At 70.6% G+C, this 15564-nt stretch carries 19 protein-coding genes and 1 riboswitch; of the genes, 17 read left to right on the top strand and 2 right to left on the bottom strand.

Annotated elements, in window-relative coordinates:
- The first annotated feature begins 23 nt into the window (after positions 1-23).
- The 11 genes from fmt to GL325_RS02635 all read left to right on the top strand — a co-directional run bounded on the left by fmt (position 24) and on the right by GL325_RS02635 (position 8486).
- The gene (gene fmt, locus GL325_RS02685; protein ID WP_187768525.1) at positions 24-947 is read left to right on the top strand and encodes a methionyl-tRNA formyltransferase; all 924 of its coding nucleotides are present in this window, start codon (positions 24-26) and stop codon (positions 945-947) included.
- A complete protein-coding gene (locus tag GL325_RS02680; protein ID WP_187768524.1) occupies positions 944-2215 on the top strand; it encodes an RsmB/NOP family class I SAM-dependent RNA methyltransferase in 1272 nt (423 codons plus the stop codon). The genes fmt and GL325_RS02680 overlap by 4 nt, the downstream gene beginning before the upstream one ends.
- Before the next feature lie 18 nt (positions 2216-2233).
- On the top strand, positions 2234-2890 hold the full coding sequence (rpe, locus tag GL325_RS02675) for a ribulose-phosphate 3-epimerase (protein ID WP_154595105.1): 657 nt from the start codon (positions 2234-2236) through the stop codon (positions 2888-2890).
- 33 nt (positions 2891-2923) lie between these two features.
- Positions 2924-3052: riboswitch (FMN riboswitch) on the top strand.
- Between the two features lie 89 nt (positions 3053-3141).
- Positions 3142-4149, top strand: coding sequence for a bifunctional diaminohydroxyphosphoribosylaminopyrimidine deaminase/5-amino-6-(5-phosphoribosylamino)uracil reductase RibD (ribD, locus tag GL325_RS02670; RefSeq protein WP_255499382.1), 1008 nt, complete (start codon positions 3142-3144; stop codon positions 4147-4149).
- Complete coding sequence (locus tag GL325_RS02665; RefSeq protein WP_154595103.1) at positions 4149-4748, top strand: riboflavin synthase; 600 nt, start codon at positions 4149-4151, stop codon at positions 4746-4748. The genes ribD and GL325_RS02665 overlap by 1 nt, the downstream gene beginning before the upstream one ends.
- The gene (locus GL325_RS02660) at positions 4745-5986 is read left to right on the top strand and encodes a bifunctional 3,4-dihydroxy-2-butanone-4-phosphate synthase/GTP cyclohydrolase II (RefSeq protein WP_187768522.1); all 1242 of its coding nucleotides are present in this window, start codon (positions 4745-4747) and stop codon (positions 5984-5986) included. The genes GL325_RS02665 and GL325_RS02660 overlap by 4 nt, the downstream gene beginning before the upstream one ends.
- A 1-nt stretch (position 5987) precedes the next feature.
- Complete coding sequence (ribH, locus tag GL325_RS02655) at positions 5988-6467, top strand: 6,7-dimethyl-8-ribityllumazine synthase (RefSeq protein WP_187768521.1); 480 nt, start codon at positions 5988-5990, stop codon at positions 6465-6467.
- 10 nt (positions 6468-6477) lie between these two features.
- Positions 6478-6741 carry a phosphoribosyl-ATP diphosphatase gene (locus GL325_RS02650; protein ID WP_154595100.1) on the top strand — a complete coding sequence of 88 codons (264 nt, stop codon included), beginning with the start codon at positions 6478-6480 and terminating at the stop codon, positions 6739-6741.
- A 7-nt stretch (positions 6742-6748) separates the two neighbouring features.
- Positions 6749-7594, top strand: coding sequence for an ATP phosphoribosyltransferase (hisG, locus tag GL325_RS02645; protein ID WP_154595099.1), 846 nt, complete (start codon positions 6749-6751; stop codon positions 7592-7594).
- A gap of 5 nt (positions 7595-7599) precedes the next feature.
- A complete protein-coding gene (locus GL325_RS02640) occupies positions 7600-8013 on the top strand; it encodes a PH domain-containing protein (protein WP_187768520.1) in 414 nt (137 codons plus the stop codon).
- A complete protein-coding gene (locus GL325_RS02635; protein ID WP_187768519.1) occupies positions 8010-8486 on the top strand; it encodes an SseB family protein in 477 nt (158 codons plus the stop codon). The genes GL325_RS02640 and GL325_RS02635 overlap by 4 nt, the downstream gene beginning before the upstream one ends.
- 485 nt (positions 8487-8971) lie before the next feature.
- On the opposite strand, the gene GL325_RS02630 is transcribed toward GL325_RS02635, so the two are convergent.
- Together GL325_RS02630 and GL325_RS15885 are read right to left on the bottom strand one after the other, a co-directional pair.
- Positions 8972-9694, bottom strand: a complete 723-nt coding sequence (locus GL325_RS02630) for an AIM24 family protein (RefSeq protein ID WP_187768518.1) — start codon at positions 9692-9694, stop codon at positions 8972-8974.
- Positions 9695-9713: 19 nt separating this feature from the next.
- Complete coding sequence (locus GL325_RS15885) at positions 9714-11021, bottom strand: M15 family metallopeptidase (RefSeq protein ID WP_187768517.1); 1308 nt, start codon at positions 11019-11021, stop codon at positions 9714-9716.
- A 228-nt stretch (positions 11022-11249) separates the two neighbouring features.
- Here GL325_RS15885 and infC point away from each other — a divergent pair, with 228 nt between their 5' ends.
- Genes infC through pheS form a run of 6 tightly spaced genes read left to right on the top strand, consistent with a single transcriptional unit; the run spans position 11250 to position 15564 of the window.
- On the top strand, positions 11250-11954 hold the full coding sequence (gene infC / locus GL325_RS02620; protein WP_222865912.1) for a translation initiation factor IF-3: 705 nt from the start codon (positions 11250-11252) through the stop codon (positions 11952-11954).
- Positions 11955-11956: 2 nt separating this feature from the next.
- Positions 11957-12151 (top strand): 50S ribosomal protein L35, encoded by a 195-nt coding sequence (gene rpmI / locus GL325_RS02615; RefSeq protein WP_187411898.1) that lies wholly within the window; start codon positions 11957-11959, stop codon positions 12149-12151.
- Between the two features lie 36 nt (positions 12152-12187).
- On the top strand, positions 12188-12580 hold the full coding sequence (gene rplT, locus GL325_RS02610) for a 50S ribosomal protein L20 (protein WP_146825451.1): 393 nt from the start codon (positions 12188-12190) through the stop codon (positions 12578-12580).
- 22 nt (positions 12581-12602) lie between these two features.
- Positions 12603-13391 carry an RNA methyltransferase gene (locus GL325_RS02605; protein ID WP_187768516.1) on the top strand — a complete coding sequence of 263 codons (789 nt, stop codon included), beginning with the start codon at positions 12603-12605 and terminating at the stop codon, positions 13389-13391.
- A gap of 10 nt (positions 13392-13401) precedes the next feature.
- Positions 13402-14439: a PAS domain-containing sensor histidine kinase gene (locus GL325_RS15880; RefSeq protein WP_187768515.1), complete on the top strand. Its 1038-nt coding sequence runs from the start codon at positions 13402-13404 to the stop codon at positions 14437-14439.
- Positions 14440-14460: 21 nt separating this feature from the next.
- Positions 14461-15564, top strand: a complete 1104-nt coding sequence (gene pheS / locus GL325_RS02595) for a phenylalanine--tRNA ligase subunit alpha (RefSeq protein ID WP_187411901.1) — start codon at positions 14461-14463, stop codon at positions 15562-15564.

The raw sequence follows: 15564 nt of genomic DNA, 5'->3' as shown, positions 1-15564 counted from the left end.
TGCCCACGACCTAGACTCGGCGGGTGAAGATCGTCTTCGCCGGCACGCCGGCCACCGCAGTCCCGACGCTCGAGGCGCTCGTCGCCAGCCGCCACGAGGTCGCCGCCGTCATCACCCGTCCCGACGCGCGCGTCGGCCGGGGACGGTCACTGCAGCCGTCGCCGGTCGCCGTCGCCGCCGAGGCCCACGGCATCCCCGTCCTGAAGCCCACGTCGACGTCCGACCCCGAGTTCCTCGACGAGCTCGCCGCGACCGAGGCGCGCGTGGGCGTGATCGTCGCGTACGGTGCGTTGCTTCGCCGCGACGTCCTGGACGCGCTCGAGTTCGGCTGGATCAACCTGCACTACTCGGTGCTGCCGTCGTGGCGCGGTGCCGCGCCCGTCCAGCGGTCGATCATGGCCGGCGACGAGGTCACCGGTGCCACCGTCTTCAGCCTCGTCGAGGCGCTCGACGCCGGTCCGGTGCTGGGCACGATCACCGAGCGCATCCGCGAGGACGACACCACGGGCACCCTGCTGGACCGGCTGTCGGACCAGGGCGCACGGCTCGTCGTGGACGTGGTCGACCACATCGAGGACGGCGACATCGGTGCAGTGAGCCAGCCCGAGGACGGCGTCTCGTACGCCCACAAGCTCAGCACCGAGGACGCCCGCATCGACTGGCGTCGTCCGGCGTTCGCCATCGACCGGCACGTGCGCGGGTGCACGCCGGCGCCGGGCGCCTGGACCGAGGTCGACGGCGCCCGTCTGAAGGTCGGGCCGCTCACGATCGCCGAGGACTCGACGCTCGAACCCGGTGTCGCCGCGATCGGCAAGCGCGAGGTGCGCGTCGGCACCGCCACCACGGACGTGATCCTGGGAGAGGTGCAGCCGCACGGCAAGAAGGCGATGAACGCGGCCGACTGGGGCCGAGGACTCGGCGGAGCCACGGAGGTGGTGTTCGCATGAGCAACGCCATCACCGATCCCCGCGAGGTCGCCTTCGAGGTCATGTCGGCGGTCCGGACGCGCGAGGTGTACGTCAACCTGCTGCTGCCGACGCTGCTGGGCGGACTGTCCGAGCGGGACGCCGCGCTGGCCACGGAGCTGACCCACAACACGATCCGCAACCAGGGCACGTACGACGCGATCATCGACCGCGTCGCGACCGGCACGGTCCACCCGGCGGTGCGCGACGCGTTGCGGCTGGGCACCCACCAGCTGCTGGCGATGCGCGTGCCCCCGCACGCCGCCGTGGACACCACCGTGAACCTGGTCCGTCGCCGGATCGGGCACCGGCCCGTCGGGTTCACCAACGCGGTGCTGCGCAAGATCGGGCAGAAGGACCTCGGCATGTGGATCAACGAGGTCACGGCAGGGCTGAGCCGGCTCGACGCGCTGGCCGTCCGGTACTCGCACCCCACATGGGTCGTCGAGGCGCTGGAGCAGGCGGTCGGGGCGGACCAGCTCGAGGACCTGCTCGAGGCCGACAACGTGCCGCCGTACGTCACGCTGGTCGCCCGCCCGGGCCTCGTCGACCCGCGGTCCCTGCCCGGTGAGACGGGACGGCTCAGTCCGTACGCCCGGGTGATGACCGGTGGCGGCGACCCCGGCTTCGTCCCGGCCGTGCGCGACGGCCGCGCGGGCGTGCAGGACGAGGGCTCGCAGATGGTCGCGATCACGACCGCCGAGGCCCCGATCGAGGGCTACGACACCCACTGGCTCGACCTGGCTGCCGGTCCCGGCGGCAAGGCCGCCCTGCTCGGCGCCCTCGCGGCGCAGCGCGGGGCCACCCTGGTCGCCAACGAGATGCAGCCGCACCGGGCCGAGCTGGTCCGTCAGTCGGTGAAGGCGCTGAAGAACGTCGAGGTCACCGTCTTCGACGGCCGCGAGGGTCCGTGGGAGGAGGAGTCCTTCGACCGCGTCCTGCTGGACGCCCCGTGCACCGGGCTCGGCGCGCTCCGCCGGCGTCCGGAGGCCCGCTGGCGTCGCAAGCCTGAGGACGTCCCCGAGCTCGTGACGTTGCAGCGCGAGCTGCTGGGCCGCGCCGTCGACCTCGTCCGTCCGGGCGGCGTCGTCGGCTACGCGACGTGCTCGCCGCTGCTGGCCGAGACCCGCGAGGTCGTGGACGCTGTTCTCGCGGACCGTCCCGATCTCAAGCTCGAGTCCGAGCACCACTGGTGGCCGCACACCGACGGCACCGACGCGATGTACCTCGCCATCGTCCGGCGCTCCTGATCTCGGTACCCTCGCCCCATGCGCATCACCCCGAGCCTGCTGAACGCCGACTTCGCGAACCTGGCGGGGGAGGCGGCACGGATCCCCAGTGCCGACTACCTGCACATGGACGTGATGGACAACCACTTCGTGCCGAACCTGACGCTCGGCGCTCCGGTGATCGAGGCGCTGGCGAAGGCGGCCCCGCAGCCGATCGACGCGCACCTCATGATCGAGGAGCCCGACCGCTGGGCCCCGCAGTTCGTCGAGGCCGGGGCGTCCAGCGTGACGTTCCACGTCGAGGCAGCCCAGGCTCCCGTACGGCTCGCTCGTGAGATCCGTGCCCAGGGTGCGCGTGCCTCGATGGCGCTCAAGCCCGCGACGCCGATCGAGCCCTACGAGGACCTGCTGCCCGAGCTCGACATGGTGCTGATCATGACCGTCGAGCCGGGATTCGGCGGCCAGAAGTTCCTCGACCTGTGCCTGCCCAAGATCCGTCGCACCCGCGCGCTGCTCGACAAGGTCGGCGGCGACATCTGGCTTCAGGTCGACGGGGGAGTGTCGCTGGAGACCATCGAGCGTTGCGCCGAGGCCGGCGCCGACACCTTCGTGGCGGGCTCCGCGGTCTACGGTGCGGACGACCCGGGCGCGATGGTCGAGCGTCTGCGTGAGACGGCCGCCGGCGCTTGTCACTGAGCCGGTAGACTCTCCGCAGAACGAGCTAATGCTCGCGTGCTCCGGGGTCGGTGAAAGTCCGAACCGGCGGTGACAGTCCGCGACCCGAGGCCCTCCGGGGCCGAGGTTGAACCGGTGGAACTCCGGTACCGACGGTTAAAGTCCGGATGGAAGGTGCACGCTGCTCGGGCGCGACGCGTCCGAGCCGTCCCCGGTGCGTCGTGAGCCCGACCGCAGGGGGCCCGGTGGCCAGTCAGACCGAGATCGACGCGATGCGTCGAGCGATCGACGCCGCACGCACGGTGGGCCGCACGCTGCCCAACCCGCCGGTCGGCTGCGTCCTGCTCGCGCCGGACGGCACCGAGCTGGCGGTCGGCGTCCATCGTGGCGCCGGCACCGACCACGCCGAGGTCGACGCCCTCAAGCAGGCCGGCGACCGGGCCCGCGGCGCCACTGCCGTCGTGACGCTCGAGCCCTGCGACCACACCGGCCGGACCGGCCCGTGCACCCGCGCTCTGCTCGACGCGGGTGTCGCCCGGGTCGTCCACGGCTCCGGCGATCCCGCGGAGGGCGCCGGGGGAGCGAAGGCGCTGATCGACGCCGGGGTCGACGTCGAGAGTGGTGTCCTGGTCGACGAGACCGACGAGCTGATCCGGTTCTGGGCCTTCCGTCACGTCCACGGCCGGCCGTTCGTGACCTGGAAGTACGCCGCCACCCTCGACGGGCTCAGCGCGGCGCCGGACGGCACGAGCCAGTGGATCACCAGCCAGACGGCACGCCGCGACGTGCAGCAGTTCCGGGCCGAGTGCGACGCCATCATGGCGGGCACGAACTCGGTGTTGACCGACGATCCCCGGCTCACGGTGCGCGATGACGACGACCGGCCCCTGCCGTACGACCGCCAGCCGCTGCGGGTCGTGGTGGGGGAGTCGAAGATCCCGCAGTACTACCGCGTCCTCGACCGCGTGGCGCCCACCCGCCTGATCCAGTCCCGTGACCCGCACGAGGTGCTGGGCCTGCTGAACGAGGCCGGCATCCACCACGTGTGGCTCGAGGGCGGACCGCGTCTGGCGGGCGCCTTCTGGGGCGCAGGCCTGATCGACCGCGTCATCGGCTACCTGGCGCCGGCGATGCTCGGCTCCGGCCGTGCCGCGCTCGAGGGCGAGGCCACGACGCTGGCCGACATCCGCCCCATCGCCATCACCGACCTGAGCATGGTCGGCCCTGACATCCGCATCATCGGCACGCCCGGCCGGGCGCCCAGAGAGGACATGGACTGATGTTCACCGGACTGGTGGAGGAGAAGGGCACCGTCGTGGCCCTGGACGACCTCGGCGACTCCGTGCGGATCACGATCCGCGGACCCGTCGTGACCTCGGACGCCGCCCACGGCGACTCGATCGCCGTCAACGGCTGCTGCCTGACGGTCGTCGACCCCACGCAGGACACCTTCAGCGCCGACGTCATGCGCGAGTCGCTCGACCGGACCAGCCTGGGCGACCTGACTCCGGGCGCCGAGGTCAACCTCGAGCGCGCGATGCAGGCCGGCGCCCGCATGGGCGGCCACATCGTCCAGGGACACGTCGACGGCACGGCGACGTTGCTGGACCGCACCCCCAGCGAGCACTGGGAGGTCGTCCGCTTCAGCCTGCCGCCCGAGCTCGCCCGCTACGTCGTCGACAAGGGATCGATCACCGTCGACGGCACGTCGCTCACGGTCGTCGAGGCCGGCGACGACTGGTTCAGCGTCTCGCTGATCCCCACCACCTTGGCCGACACCGTGCTCGGCACCCGTCAACCCGGCGACCGCGTCAACCTCGAGGTGGACGTCATCGCCAAGTACGTCGAGCGGCTGCTCGAGAAGGGAGCTCACGCATGAGCGAGCAGTACTCCGGAGTCCGCCTCGACAGCATCGAGCGCGCGATCAACGACATCCGCGAGGGCAAGGCCATCGTCGTCGTCGACGACGAGGGCCGCGAGAACGAGGGCGACATCATCTTCGCCGCGTCCAAGGCCACGCCCGAGCTCATGGCCTTCCTGGTCCGTTACTCCAGCGGTCTGGTCTGCGCGCCGGTCACCGGCGAGATCCTCGACCGGCTCGCGATCCCGCTGATGACCCCGCACAACCGCGACCGGTTGCGTACCGCGTACACGGTCTCGATCGACGCCCGCGACGGCGTCACCACGGGCATCTCGGCCTCCGACCGCGCCCGCACCTGCCGCGTCCTGGCGGACTCGGCGACCGAGCCGTTCGAGATCACCCAGCCCGGCCACATCGTGCCGCTGCGCGCGAAGGCGGGGGGAGTGCTGGAGCGTCCCGGTCACACCGAGGCCGCCGTCGACTTCGCCCGCCTGGCGGGCCTGACGCCCGCGGGCGTGATCGGCGAGGTCATGAACGACGACGGCACGCTCAAGCGCGCGCCCGAGCTGCGCGAGTTCGCCGACGAGCACGGACTGGCGCTCGTGTCGATCGCGGATCTGCAGGTGCACCTGCGGCTGCACGAGTCGCAGGTCGACCGCCTCGCCGAGACCCGGCTGCCCACCGAGTTCGGCCAGTTCCGTGCGCTCGGGTACCGCGACCGGATCGACGGCGCCGAGCACGTCGCCCTGGTCCACGGCGACCCCGGCACCGAGGACGTGCTGGTGCGCCTGCACTCCGAGTGCCTGACCGGCGACGTCTTCGGCTCGCGCCGCTGCGACTGCGGACCGCAGTTCGAGGCGGCGATGGCCGCCGTCGTCGCCGAGGGCGCGGGCATCGTCGTCTACCTGCGCGGCCACGAGGGCCGCGGGATCGGCCTGCTGCACAAGCTGCAGGCCTACGAGCTGCAGGACGAGGGCCAGGACACGGTCGACGCGAACCTCGCGCTGGGATTCGGCGAGGACGAGCGCGACTACGCCGCGGGCGCCCAGATCCTGCGCGACCTGGGCATCACCTCGGTCCGGCTCATGACGAACAACCCCGACAAGTCGACCCAGCTGGAGCAGTACGGCGTCAAGGTCGCCGAGCGTCTCCCGGTGGTCATCGCGCCCACCCCCGACAACCTGCGGTACCTGCAGACCAAGGCCGCGCGCATGGGTCACGACCTGCCCGACCTGCACATCGACGAGGAGAGCTGACATGGCCGGACACGGCGCCCCCGAACTGACGGTCGACGGGACCGGCGCGAAGGTCGCCATCGTGGCGTCCAGCTGGCACACCGAGGTCATGGACGGCCTCGTCGCCGGTGCCGAGCGCGCCCTCAAGGAGGCCGGGGTCAGCGACCCCACGCTCGTGCGCGCCGCCGGCTCGTTCGAGCTGCCGATCATCGCCCAGGGCTGCGCGAAGGCCGGGTACGACGTGGTGGTGGCGCTCGGCGTCATCATCCGCGGCGGCACGCCGCACTTCGAGTACGTGTCGGCCGCGACCACCGACGGACTGTCGCGCGTCGCGCTCGACACCGGCGTCCCGGTGGGCTTCGGACTGCTCACGTGCGATGACGAGCAGCAGGCGCTGGACCGCGCCGGACTGCCCGGATCGAACGAGGACAAGGGCCGTGAGGCTGCCGAGGCGGCGCTCGCGGCATGGGTGACCCTCCGGGGTCTGACCCCTCGCCGATAGGATCGACGCGATGAAGACGTTCGATGGCCTGTTCGCGGAACTGTCCGAGAAGGCCGCCACCCGCCCCGAGGGCTCCCGCACCGTCGCGGAGCTCGACGGTGGCGTGCACGCGATCGGCAAGAAGCTCGTCGAGGAGGCCGCCGAGTCGTGGATGGCCGCCGAGCACGAGGGACCTGCGCGTGCGGCCGAGGAGATCAGCCAGCTGCTGTACCACGCGCAGGTGATGATGATCGCCGCTGGCATCTCGCTCGATGACGTCTACTCACACCTCTAGGAACCACATGCTCAAGGTCGCCGTCCCCAACAAGGGGGCCCTGTCCGAGGCTGCTGCCGAGATGCTGGCCGAGGCCGGCTACCGCCAGCGCCGCAACGCCAAGGACCTCGTCTGCGTCGATGCCGACAACGACGTCGAGTTCTTCTACCTGCGTCCGCGCGACATCGCGATCTACGTCGGCGAGGGCACCCTCGACGCCGGGATCACCGGCCGCGACCTGCTGCTGGACTCCGGCGCCAAGGCCGACGAGGTCATGACGCTGGGCTTCGCCGGCTCGACGTTCCGCTTCGCGGCACCTCGCGGCACGCTGACGTCCGAGGCCGAGCTGGCCGGTCGTCGCATCGCCACCTCGTACCCGGGCATCGTCCGGGCGCACCTCGAGACCCTGGGCATCGACGCCCAGGTCGTGCGCCTCGACGGCGCCGTCGAGACCTCGATCCGGCTGGGCGTCGCGGACGCGATCGCCGACGTCGTCGAGACCGGCACCACGCTGCGCCAGGCGGGGCTCGAGGTCTTCGGCGAGCCGATCCTGCAGTCCGAGGCCCTGATGATCACGCGGTCCGCCGCCGAGGCTCCCGCCGGCATGGAGGTCTTCCGCCGTCGCCTCGAGAGCGTCATCGTCGCGCGCACCTACGTGATGATGGACTACGACATCCGCGTCGAGAACGTCGAGAAGGCCGTCGGCCTCACGCCCGGCATCGAGTCGCCCACGGTCTCGCCGCTGCATCGTGAGGGCTGGGTCGCGGTGCGGGCGATGGTCCCGCGCGACGCCAGCCAACGGATCATGGACGACCTCTACGCGCTCGGCGGTCGCGGCATCCTCGTCACCGACATCCTGTCGTGCCGGATCTGATGGATATGACCGCTCGCCGCACCTTCCGTCCCACCGGTGTCATCGTCGTGATGTGGGCGATGGTGGTCGTGCTCACCGTCATGGCCTTCGTCATCGGCACCCGACTGCCCGAGGGCTACCAATTCCGCACGTCCGAGACGGTCACGATCGGCGCGCTGATCGGCGCCGTGGCGATCTTCGCGCTGGCCTGCACCCTGAGCCGGGCCAGCGGCGACGAGGAGTCGCTGACCTTCGTCAACGGGTTCCGCAAGCACGTCCTGCGCTGGGACGAGATCGCCGTCATCTCGATGCGCGCCGGTGCGCCGTGGCCCACCGTCGAGACCAAGGACGGCCGGCGGCTGCCGGTGTTCGCGATCCAGGGCAGTGAGGGCGGCTCCGCGCGCGACGCGGTGTCGTGGCTCGTCGGGCACCTGCGATGAGCGTCCACGGCGGCGGCCGCTCGCTCGCCTCGCCGGCGTTCCCGGACGACGACGGCTCGACCGATCCCACCCTGGATCTCACCGACGACACGACCGTGCTGGCGACCCTCGGCGCCGCCCGGGTGTTCGTGCCCGTGGTCGCGGTGCTGGGGGAGCAGGCCACCGACGGCAGCGACAAGAACTCCGACATGGCCGCGGTGCTGATGACCGGAGCCGACGGCCGCACCGCCCTGCTGGCGTTCAGCTCGATCGAGACGATGACGCGCTGGAACCCGAACTCGCGCCCCGTCCCCGTCTACGGCCGGGACGCCGCGCGTGCCGCGATCTCGGAGGGCGCCTCGGCCCTGCTGCTCGACCTTGCCCAGCCGTCGTTCAGCGTCGTCGAGACCGAGGACCTCGAGCACTTGGCCGCCGAGCACGTCCTGGTCAGGACGCCCGCCGGCACCGCGTGGGTCGAGCCGGCCCAGTCCTGATCGATGCGCGTGGCCGGCAGATTGACGAGGTTCACGTCGGCCTCGTACGTGATTGCCGAGGCCGGTAGACCCGCGAACCGCGCGAGCTCGCGCTGCTCGTCCTGACTCGGCACATCGGCGGTCACGCCGACCCGCACGCCCGATCCGTCCGAGTTCACCGAGACCTCCGTGAGGCCGAGGGCTCGACCCTCTGTCGAGTCGGCCAGCCTCCGCGCCACCTTCTGCAGCTCGGAGCGGGGGTAGGCGGCTTGGGGCGTCGCGACGATCCGGATGCCCCCTGGAGTCTCGGCCGCGTACTCCGTCACCCTGGCCGGTACCGACCCGTGCCATCTGGCGGTGATGACCTTCTTGTCGGCGATCTCGGCGATGCTGGGCGAGGCGGCGCAGGAGAGGCGCCCGCTTGGGCAACGCCGAACCCGCCGGCCGCCACGGCGAGAGCGCCAACGGCGAGCGATGTCATCGTGCGAAGAGCGCTCATGGTCAGGTCAGCTGAACAGGTCGCCGATGATGCCGCCACCGCCGCCGCCGGAGGACCCGCGGGACGAGCCGCTGGCGCCGCTGTCCCACTCGCTCGGCTGGACGACCACGAAGCCCTGACCGTGGTAGCGGTACTGGAACGCCTCGCCCGATCCGCCGCGCAGCATGGAGCGCACGTTCATCGAGTTGACCAGCTGCGGCTGCAGGTGCGACGACCAGGCGACCGCCGCGTTCACGTCGACGTGGGTGGGCTGCTGGGCGCAGTCGAGCACCACCGGCTGACCGACGGCGTGCAGCGCCACGGTCCCGGTGCCGGAGAGCTCCATGTTGAACAGGCCGCCGGCCATCATGCTGCCGGCCTTGACCCGCTTGATGTCCCACTTCAGGGACGAGTCGAACGCCAGCAGGTTGCGGCCGCTGACGCTGAGCGCGTCACCGGTCAGCTGGACGAGGAACACGTAGCCGGCGGTGTCGGCGAAGAAGACCTCGCCCTGACCGGAGACCCGCATGAGCGGCACGTCGTCGCCGCTGACGGCCTTCTTCAGCAGGCGGCCCATCGAGCCCGCGCTCTCGTGGTTGAACGTGACCGCACCCTGGTACGCCACCATCGCGCCCTTGACGGCCAGCACGTCCTCGCCGAGGGAGACGCGCAGCATCTGGGGGTTCTGGACGACGAAGCGCTCGTTCGTCTGCTTCTCGAGGTTGGCCTGGCCGAACAGTTCGCTCTGCATGGGCACAGCCTAGGGGGCGTCAGCCGTCGAAGTGATGCATGTCGGAGCGTCCGTACGACCACCGGAAGCCGTGCTTGCGCATGAGCTTCACGACGGGGTCCGACGAGCTGCGCCACGTGACCCGCGCGGGGCTGGAGTGCGTGACGAACCACCGGTTGGGCACCCATCCACCGGAGGAGCGGAACGGGTTCTCCCACGGGTTCACGTCGATCGCGCGGCCATAGGCGTGCGGGCTGCGCACCGACCGGCCGACGACCTTGCGGCAGTTGAATCCCGAGGTGTTGTCCGCCCGCATCGACTTGCGATCGTCGGCGCCCTTCAGTGACTTCGACCAGCCGAACCGGTCGACCCGGTACATGTGCCGGATCGGGTGCCGGCCCTTGAACATGGCGGTGAAGGCGCGCGCGGTCTTGCCGGCGACCTTGCGATGAACGACGATCTCGCCGCGCCGCACGTACCCGTCGAAGGCCCAGTAGTTGACCCGCACGATCCGCAGGTCCGAGCGGCCGACGGGGCAGCCGGCGTGCCAGCTGCGGCCCTTCATCGACTTCCAGACCGAGTCCGAGAGCCTCGAGATCTTCGCATCGGCGGCCTGACGGGACGCCCGGGGCTGGGCCGGGAGGCTGCTGGGCCGGGGAGCGCCCCGGGGGAGCACCACCTTGGCGCCGGGCGGGACGTTGTCGAGAGCCCTGGTCGGCGACGTCGCCCGGGCGTAGGTCCGGGTTCCGGCGAACCGCAGCCGGTACCGGCCGTCGTCACGGGGCGCGAAGGTGACCGAGCCCGTTCCCTTCCGGACGCTGATCGTGCGGGCCTTGCGCCAGGTCTTCGTTCCGGCCTTGCGGAACTCGAGCCGCACGGATCCCGTGGGCGCCGGGCCGTGGGCGGCCCGCCAGGTCGCGACGAAGCGCGCCTTGCGGTGGTCGACGACCCGTTTCGGACTCTGCAGCTGCAGGGACGTGGCGATCGCGGTGCCCGTGACGGTGGCCGTGCCCGAGGTCGCCACGACCGCTCCGGCCGCATCGACGACCTGCAGGCGCAGCCGCACGGGATCCACCGCGGTGCGCACGCGCACGGTGACGCGAGGCCCGTCGACGCTCAGCGCGCCGGTTCCCTCCAACCGCACGGTCGCACCCTGCGGCAGGTCGGCAGCCGTGCCGGTGAGGGTGACGTCGGTGCCGATGGGACCCGAGGCGCTGGCACGAGCCCACGCGATCGAGGGAGCCGCAGGCTCCTCGGCCCGTGCCGTCGCCGCAGAGCCCAGCACGAGTGCGCCGATCACGGCGGGCAGGACGAGTCGACCGGTCCACCGCGCGATTCCCGGGGTCACGGGCTCAGGGTAAGTCAGACACGCAGGGGAGTGCGATTTCCGTTGGGAAGGATCTGGCTGCTAGCATGGTTGATCGAAGTGGAGGTCACTCCCACCTGCCGGGTTTTTGATCCGGGGGTCACCCATTGCGGGTCGTCTCTGACGATCGTGCGGTGTGCGGCACCGTAGGGTGCGTGTGGTGACTTTCGCTTCGACGGAGGTCACCTTTTTTCGTGTCCTCCACCACCGATCTCAGGAGGATCCATCAGCACAGATCTGCGCGTCAACGAGCGCATTCGCGTACCCGAGGTCCGGCTCGTCGGACCCAGTGGTGAACAGGTCGGCATCGTTCGTATCGAAGATGCCATGCGCCTGGCTGCAGAAGCCGATCTCGACCTGGTCGAGATCGCGCCCCATGAGCGCCCCCCGGTGTGCCGTCTCATGGATTTCGGAAAGTTCAAGTACGAATCGGCGCAGAAGGCTCGCGAGTCCCGTCGCAACCAGACGAACACGGTCATCAAGGAGATGAAGCTCCGCCCCAAGATCGACCAGCACGACTACGCCACGAAGAAGGGCCACGTCGTGCGGTTCCTGCAGGCGGGCGACAAGGTCAAGATCACGATCATGTTCCGCGGCCGCGAGCAGCACCGTCCCGAGCTCGGGTACCGGTTGCTGCAGAAGCTGGCTGCCGACGTCGAGGATCTGGGCTTCATCGAGTCCAATGCGCGCCAGGACGGCCGCAACATGACGATGGTGCTCGCTCCGCACAAGAAGAAGTCCGAGGCGCAGGCCGAGGTCAAGGCCGCCAAGGCCGTGACCACCGCCGCGCGTGAGGCTGAACGCGAGGCCGAGGCCGAGGCCGAGAAGGCGCATCGCGAAGAACACAAGAAGACCGCGACGGCGAAGAAGCCCCGTCGTCGCTCCGAGAACCTCGACCCAGACATGGAGGCATAACCGTGCCGAAGTTCAAGCCCCACTCGGGCATGAAGAAGCGCATCAAGGTCACCGGCAAGGGCAAGCTCCGCCGCGAGCAGACCAACCGCCGCCACCTCTTGGAGGTCAAGTCCTCGACCCGGAAGCGCCGCCTCGCCGGCACGACCGAGGTGTCGAAGGCTGACACCAAGGCGGTCAAGAAGCTGCTCGGTCTCTGAGCGCCCCACCCCCCAAAGATTTGAAGGAGTAACACTGTGGCACGCGTCAAGCGTTCAGTGAACGCGCAGAAGAAGCGCCGCGAAGTCCTCGAGCGGGCCTCCGGTTACCGTGGCCAGCGCTCGCGGCTGTACCGCAAGGCCAAGGAGCAGGTCACCCACTCGCTGGTCTACTCGTACAACGACCGCAAGGCTCGCAAGGGCGACTTCCGTCGTCTCTGGATCCAGCGAATCAATGCCGCGGCTCGCGCCCAGGGCATGACGTACAACCGCTTCATCCAGGGCCTCAAGGCCGCCGAGGTCGAGGTCGACCGCAAGATCCTCGCGGATCTGGCCGTCAACGACATCGCCGCGTTCAACGCTCTCGTCGAGGTCGCCAAGGCGAACCTGCCCGAGGACGTCAACGCCCCCAAGGCCGACCAGGCCGTCTGAGCTCCGGCTCAAACTCTCACTCGTGGCGAGCCCCGGCGATCTCACCGTCCGTTCCGGACGGGTCAAGGTCGCGCGGCGGCTCGCCACGCGTGCGTTCCGGGTCAAGACCGGCGAGTTCCTCGCCGAGGGACCCCAGGCCGTGCGTGAGGCTCTCGCAGAGCCCGGCGTGGTGATCGAGGTCTTCGCGACCGTCGACGCCACCGAGCGGTACCCCGAGCTCGCGGACATGGCCGAGACGTGGCACGTCGTCACCGACGACGTCGTCGCCGAGATCGCCGACTCCGTCACGCCCCAGGGCCTCGTCGCCCGCTGTCACTCGGTGCTGACCACGATCGAGGACATCCCCGAGGACGCGCGCCTCGTGCTGGTCTGCGCCGAGATCCGCGACCCGGGCAACCTCGGTGCGGTCATCCGCTGCGCCGACGCGGCCGGGGGCGCCGGCGTCATCGTCGCGGGCGAGAGTGTCGACCCGCTCAACCCCAAGGTCGTGCGCGCCACCGCCGGCTCGCTGTTCCACCTGCCGATCGCGGTCGAGGACGACGTCGAGGCCGTCATCGCCGAGTTGCAGTCCCGCGGCGTCCAGGTGCTCGCCGCCGACGGCGCGGGGGAGACGGGCCTGTTCGACGCCGATCTCGACCTGACGGCGCCCACCGCCTGGATGATGGGCAACGAGGCCCACGGACTGCCCGACGAGTGGTCCGCGCTGGCCGACCGGGTCGTCCACGTGCCGATCCTGGGCCGGGCCGAGAGCTTGAATCTGGCCACCGCCGCAGCGGTCTGCCTCTACTCCTCAGCCCGCGAGCAGGGTTAGGCTCTGGCCCGTGCCCTCAGACGAGTACCCCGACGGCATCATCGTCGCCGACGCCGACGGGCGGGTGACGTACGTCAACGAATGGATCAAGCACTGGGCCCGCGCCGAGGGCGACGAGATGCTCGGCATGCATCTGAACGACGCCGTGCCGTTCGACGATCTCGCGGGCAACAGCTGGTTCGACTCGGTCCACCCGTACGACGGGCTCGCGATCCGCACCCGCATCAGCGAGGCGTCCTGGTACTCCCCGCGGGGGAGTGAGTACCTGATCACCGCCGCTCTCGTGCGCGACCGCCCGGCCGGCAAGGTCATCAAGGTCGTCGTCTCGGTCCGCAACGCCCGCGTCCGCCTGCAGCGCGACCGCGAGAAGTCCGACATGGTCGCCACCGTCGCCCACGAGCTGCGGTCCCCGCTGACCGGCATCAAGGGGTTCACGGCCACGCTGCTGAGCCGCTGGGACGCGTTCACCGAGGAGCAGCGCCTCTTCATGCTGCAGACCATCGATGCGGACGCCGACCGGTTGAGCCGCCTCATCACCGAGCTGCTCGACGCCGCCCGGATCGATGCGGGTCGCTTGTCCCTGCGCACCGAGCCCGTGCGGCTCGACGAGCTGGCCACGCGGGTCCTCAAGTCGGTGTTCTCCACGGCGGACGACGTGCCGACGCCCCGGGTCATCGGCGATGTCCCGGTCGTGTGGGGCGACGCCGACCGCGTCACCCAGGTGCTGACCAACCTCATCGAGAACGCCATCCGCCACGGCGAGGGCCTGCGCGAGGTCGTGATCTCGCCGGAGGGTCGCGGTGACACGGCGGGCGTGGCCGTGCGCATTGTCGACAACGGCCCGGGCATCCCGGAGGAGTCGCGGGTGCGCATCTTCAGCCGGTTCTGGCGCTCGGGTCCCGGCGCCGGCAGCGGCCTGGGGATGTTCATCGTGCGCGGCGTGGTGGACCAGCACGGCGGCTCCATCTCGATCGAGGACGCCGACGGCGGGGGAGCCTCGATCTGCGTGTGGTTCCCGGTCAACGAGCCGGACTCCCTGACCTCCTGACCCGCCGATAGACTCGACGGCGTGTCTGCGCCCAATTCCGACTACGACCCGGTCGAGGTGACGCCTCTGCGCGCCGACGAGGTCGAACGCATGCGTGACGAGGCCCTCGCGGCCATCGCCGCGGCCGACTCCCTCGACGCCATCAAGCAGGTGCGCATCGACCACACCGGCGACCGCTCGCCGCTGGCGCTGGCCAACCGCGAGATCGGTGCGCTGCCGCCCGCCGCCCGCAAGGAGGCCGGCAAGCGCGTCGGCCAGGCCCGCGGCGCCGTCAACCAGGCGCTGGCCGCCCGCACCGCCGAGGTCGAGGCCGTCGAGTTCGAGCGTCGCCTGGCCGCCGAGACGGTCGACGTCACGCTGCCGACCGACGTCGAGCCGGTGGGCGCCCGCCACCCGATCACCACGATCCAGGAGCACGTCGCCGACATCTTCGTCGCGATGGGCTGGGAGGTCGCCGAGGGTCCCGAGGTCGAGGCCGAGTGGCTCAACTTCGATGCGCTCAACCTGGGTCCGGACCATCCCGCCCGCACGATGCAGGACACGTTTTGGCTCTCGCCGGAGTCCGCGGCGATGGTGCTGCGCACCCACACCTCGCCGGTGCAGGCCCGCACGATGCTCACGAACGAGCCTCCCATCTACATCGTGTGCCCCGGCCGCGTCTACCGCACCGACGAGGCCGACGCGACGCACATGCCCGTGTTCCACCAGGTCGAGGGCCTGGCGATCGACAAGGGCCTGTCCATGGCGCACCTCAAGGGCACGCTCGACCACTTCGCGCGCGCCATCTACGGCACCGAGATCACCACCCGGTTCCGCCCGTCGTACTTCCCGTTCACCGAGCCCAGCGCCGAGGTCGACCTGCTCTGCTACGTCTGCCACAACGATCCGGCCGAGGTCGCCTCGTGCCGCACGTGCGGCGGCGAGGGCTGGGTCGAGTGGGGCGGCTGCGGTGTCGTCAACCCGCGCGTCCTGATCGCCTGTGGCGTCGATCCCGAGGAGTACTCGGGCTTCGCGTTCGGCATGGGCCTGGACCGCACCATCACCAGTCGTTACGACATCGCCGACCTGCGCGACCTGTGGGACGGCGACGTTCGCTTCACCGAGCCCTTCGGAGTTGGTCTCTGA

The sequence above is a fragment of the Aeromicrobium sp. 636 genome (assembly GCF_024433585.1).
Lineage (GTDB): Bacteria > Actinomycetota > Actinomycetes > Propionibacteriales > Nocardioidaceae > Aeromicrobium > Aeromicrobium senzhongii.
The sequence above is the reverse complement of the archived record's forward strand: the minus strand, read 5'-3'. Positions and strand labels throughout refer to the sequence as shown.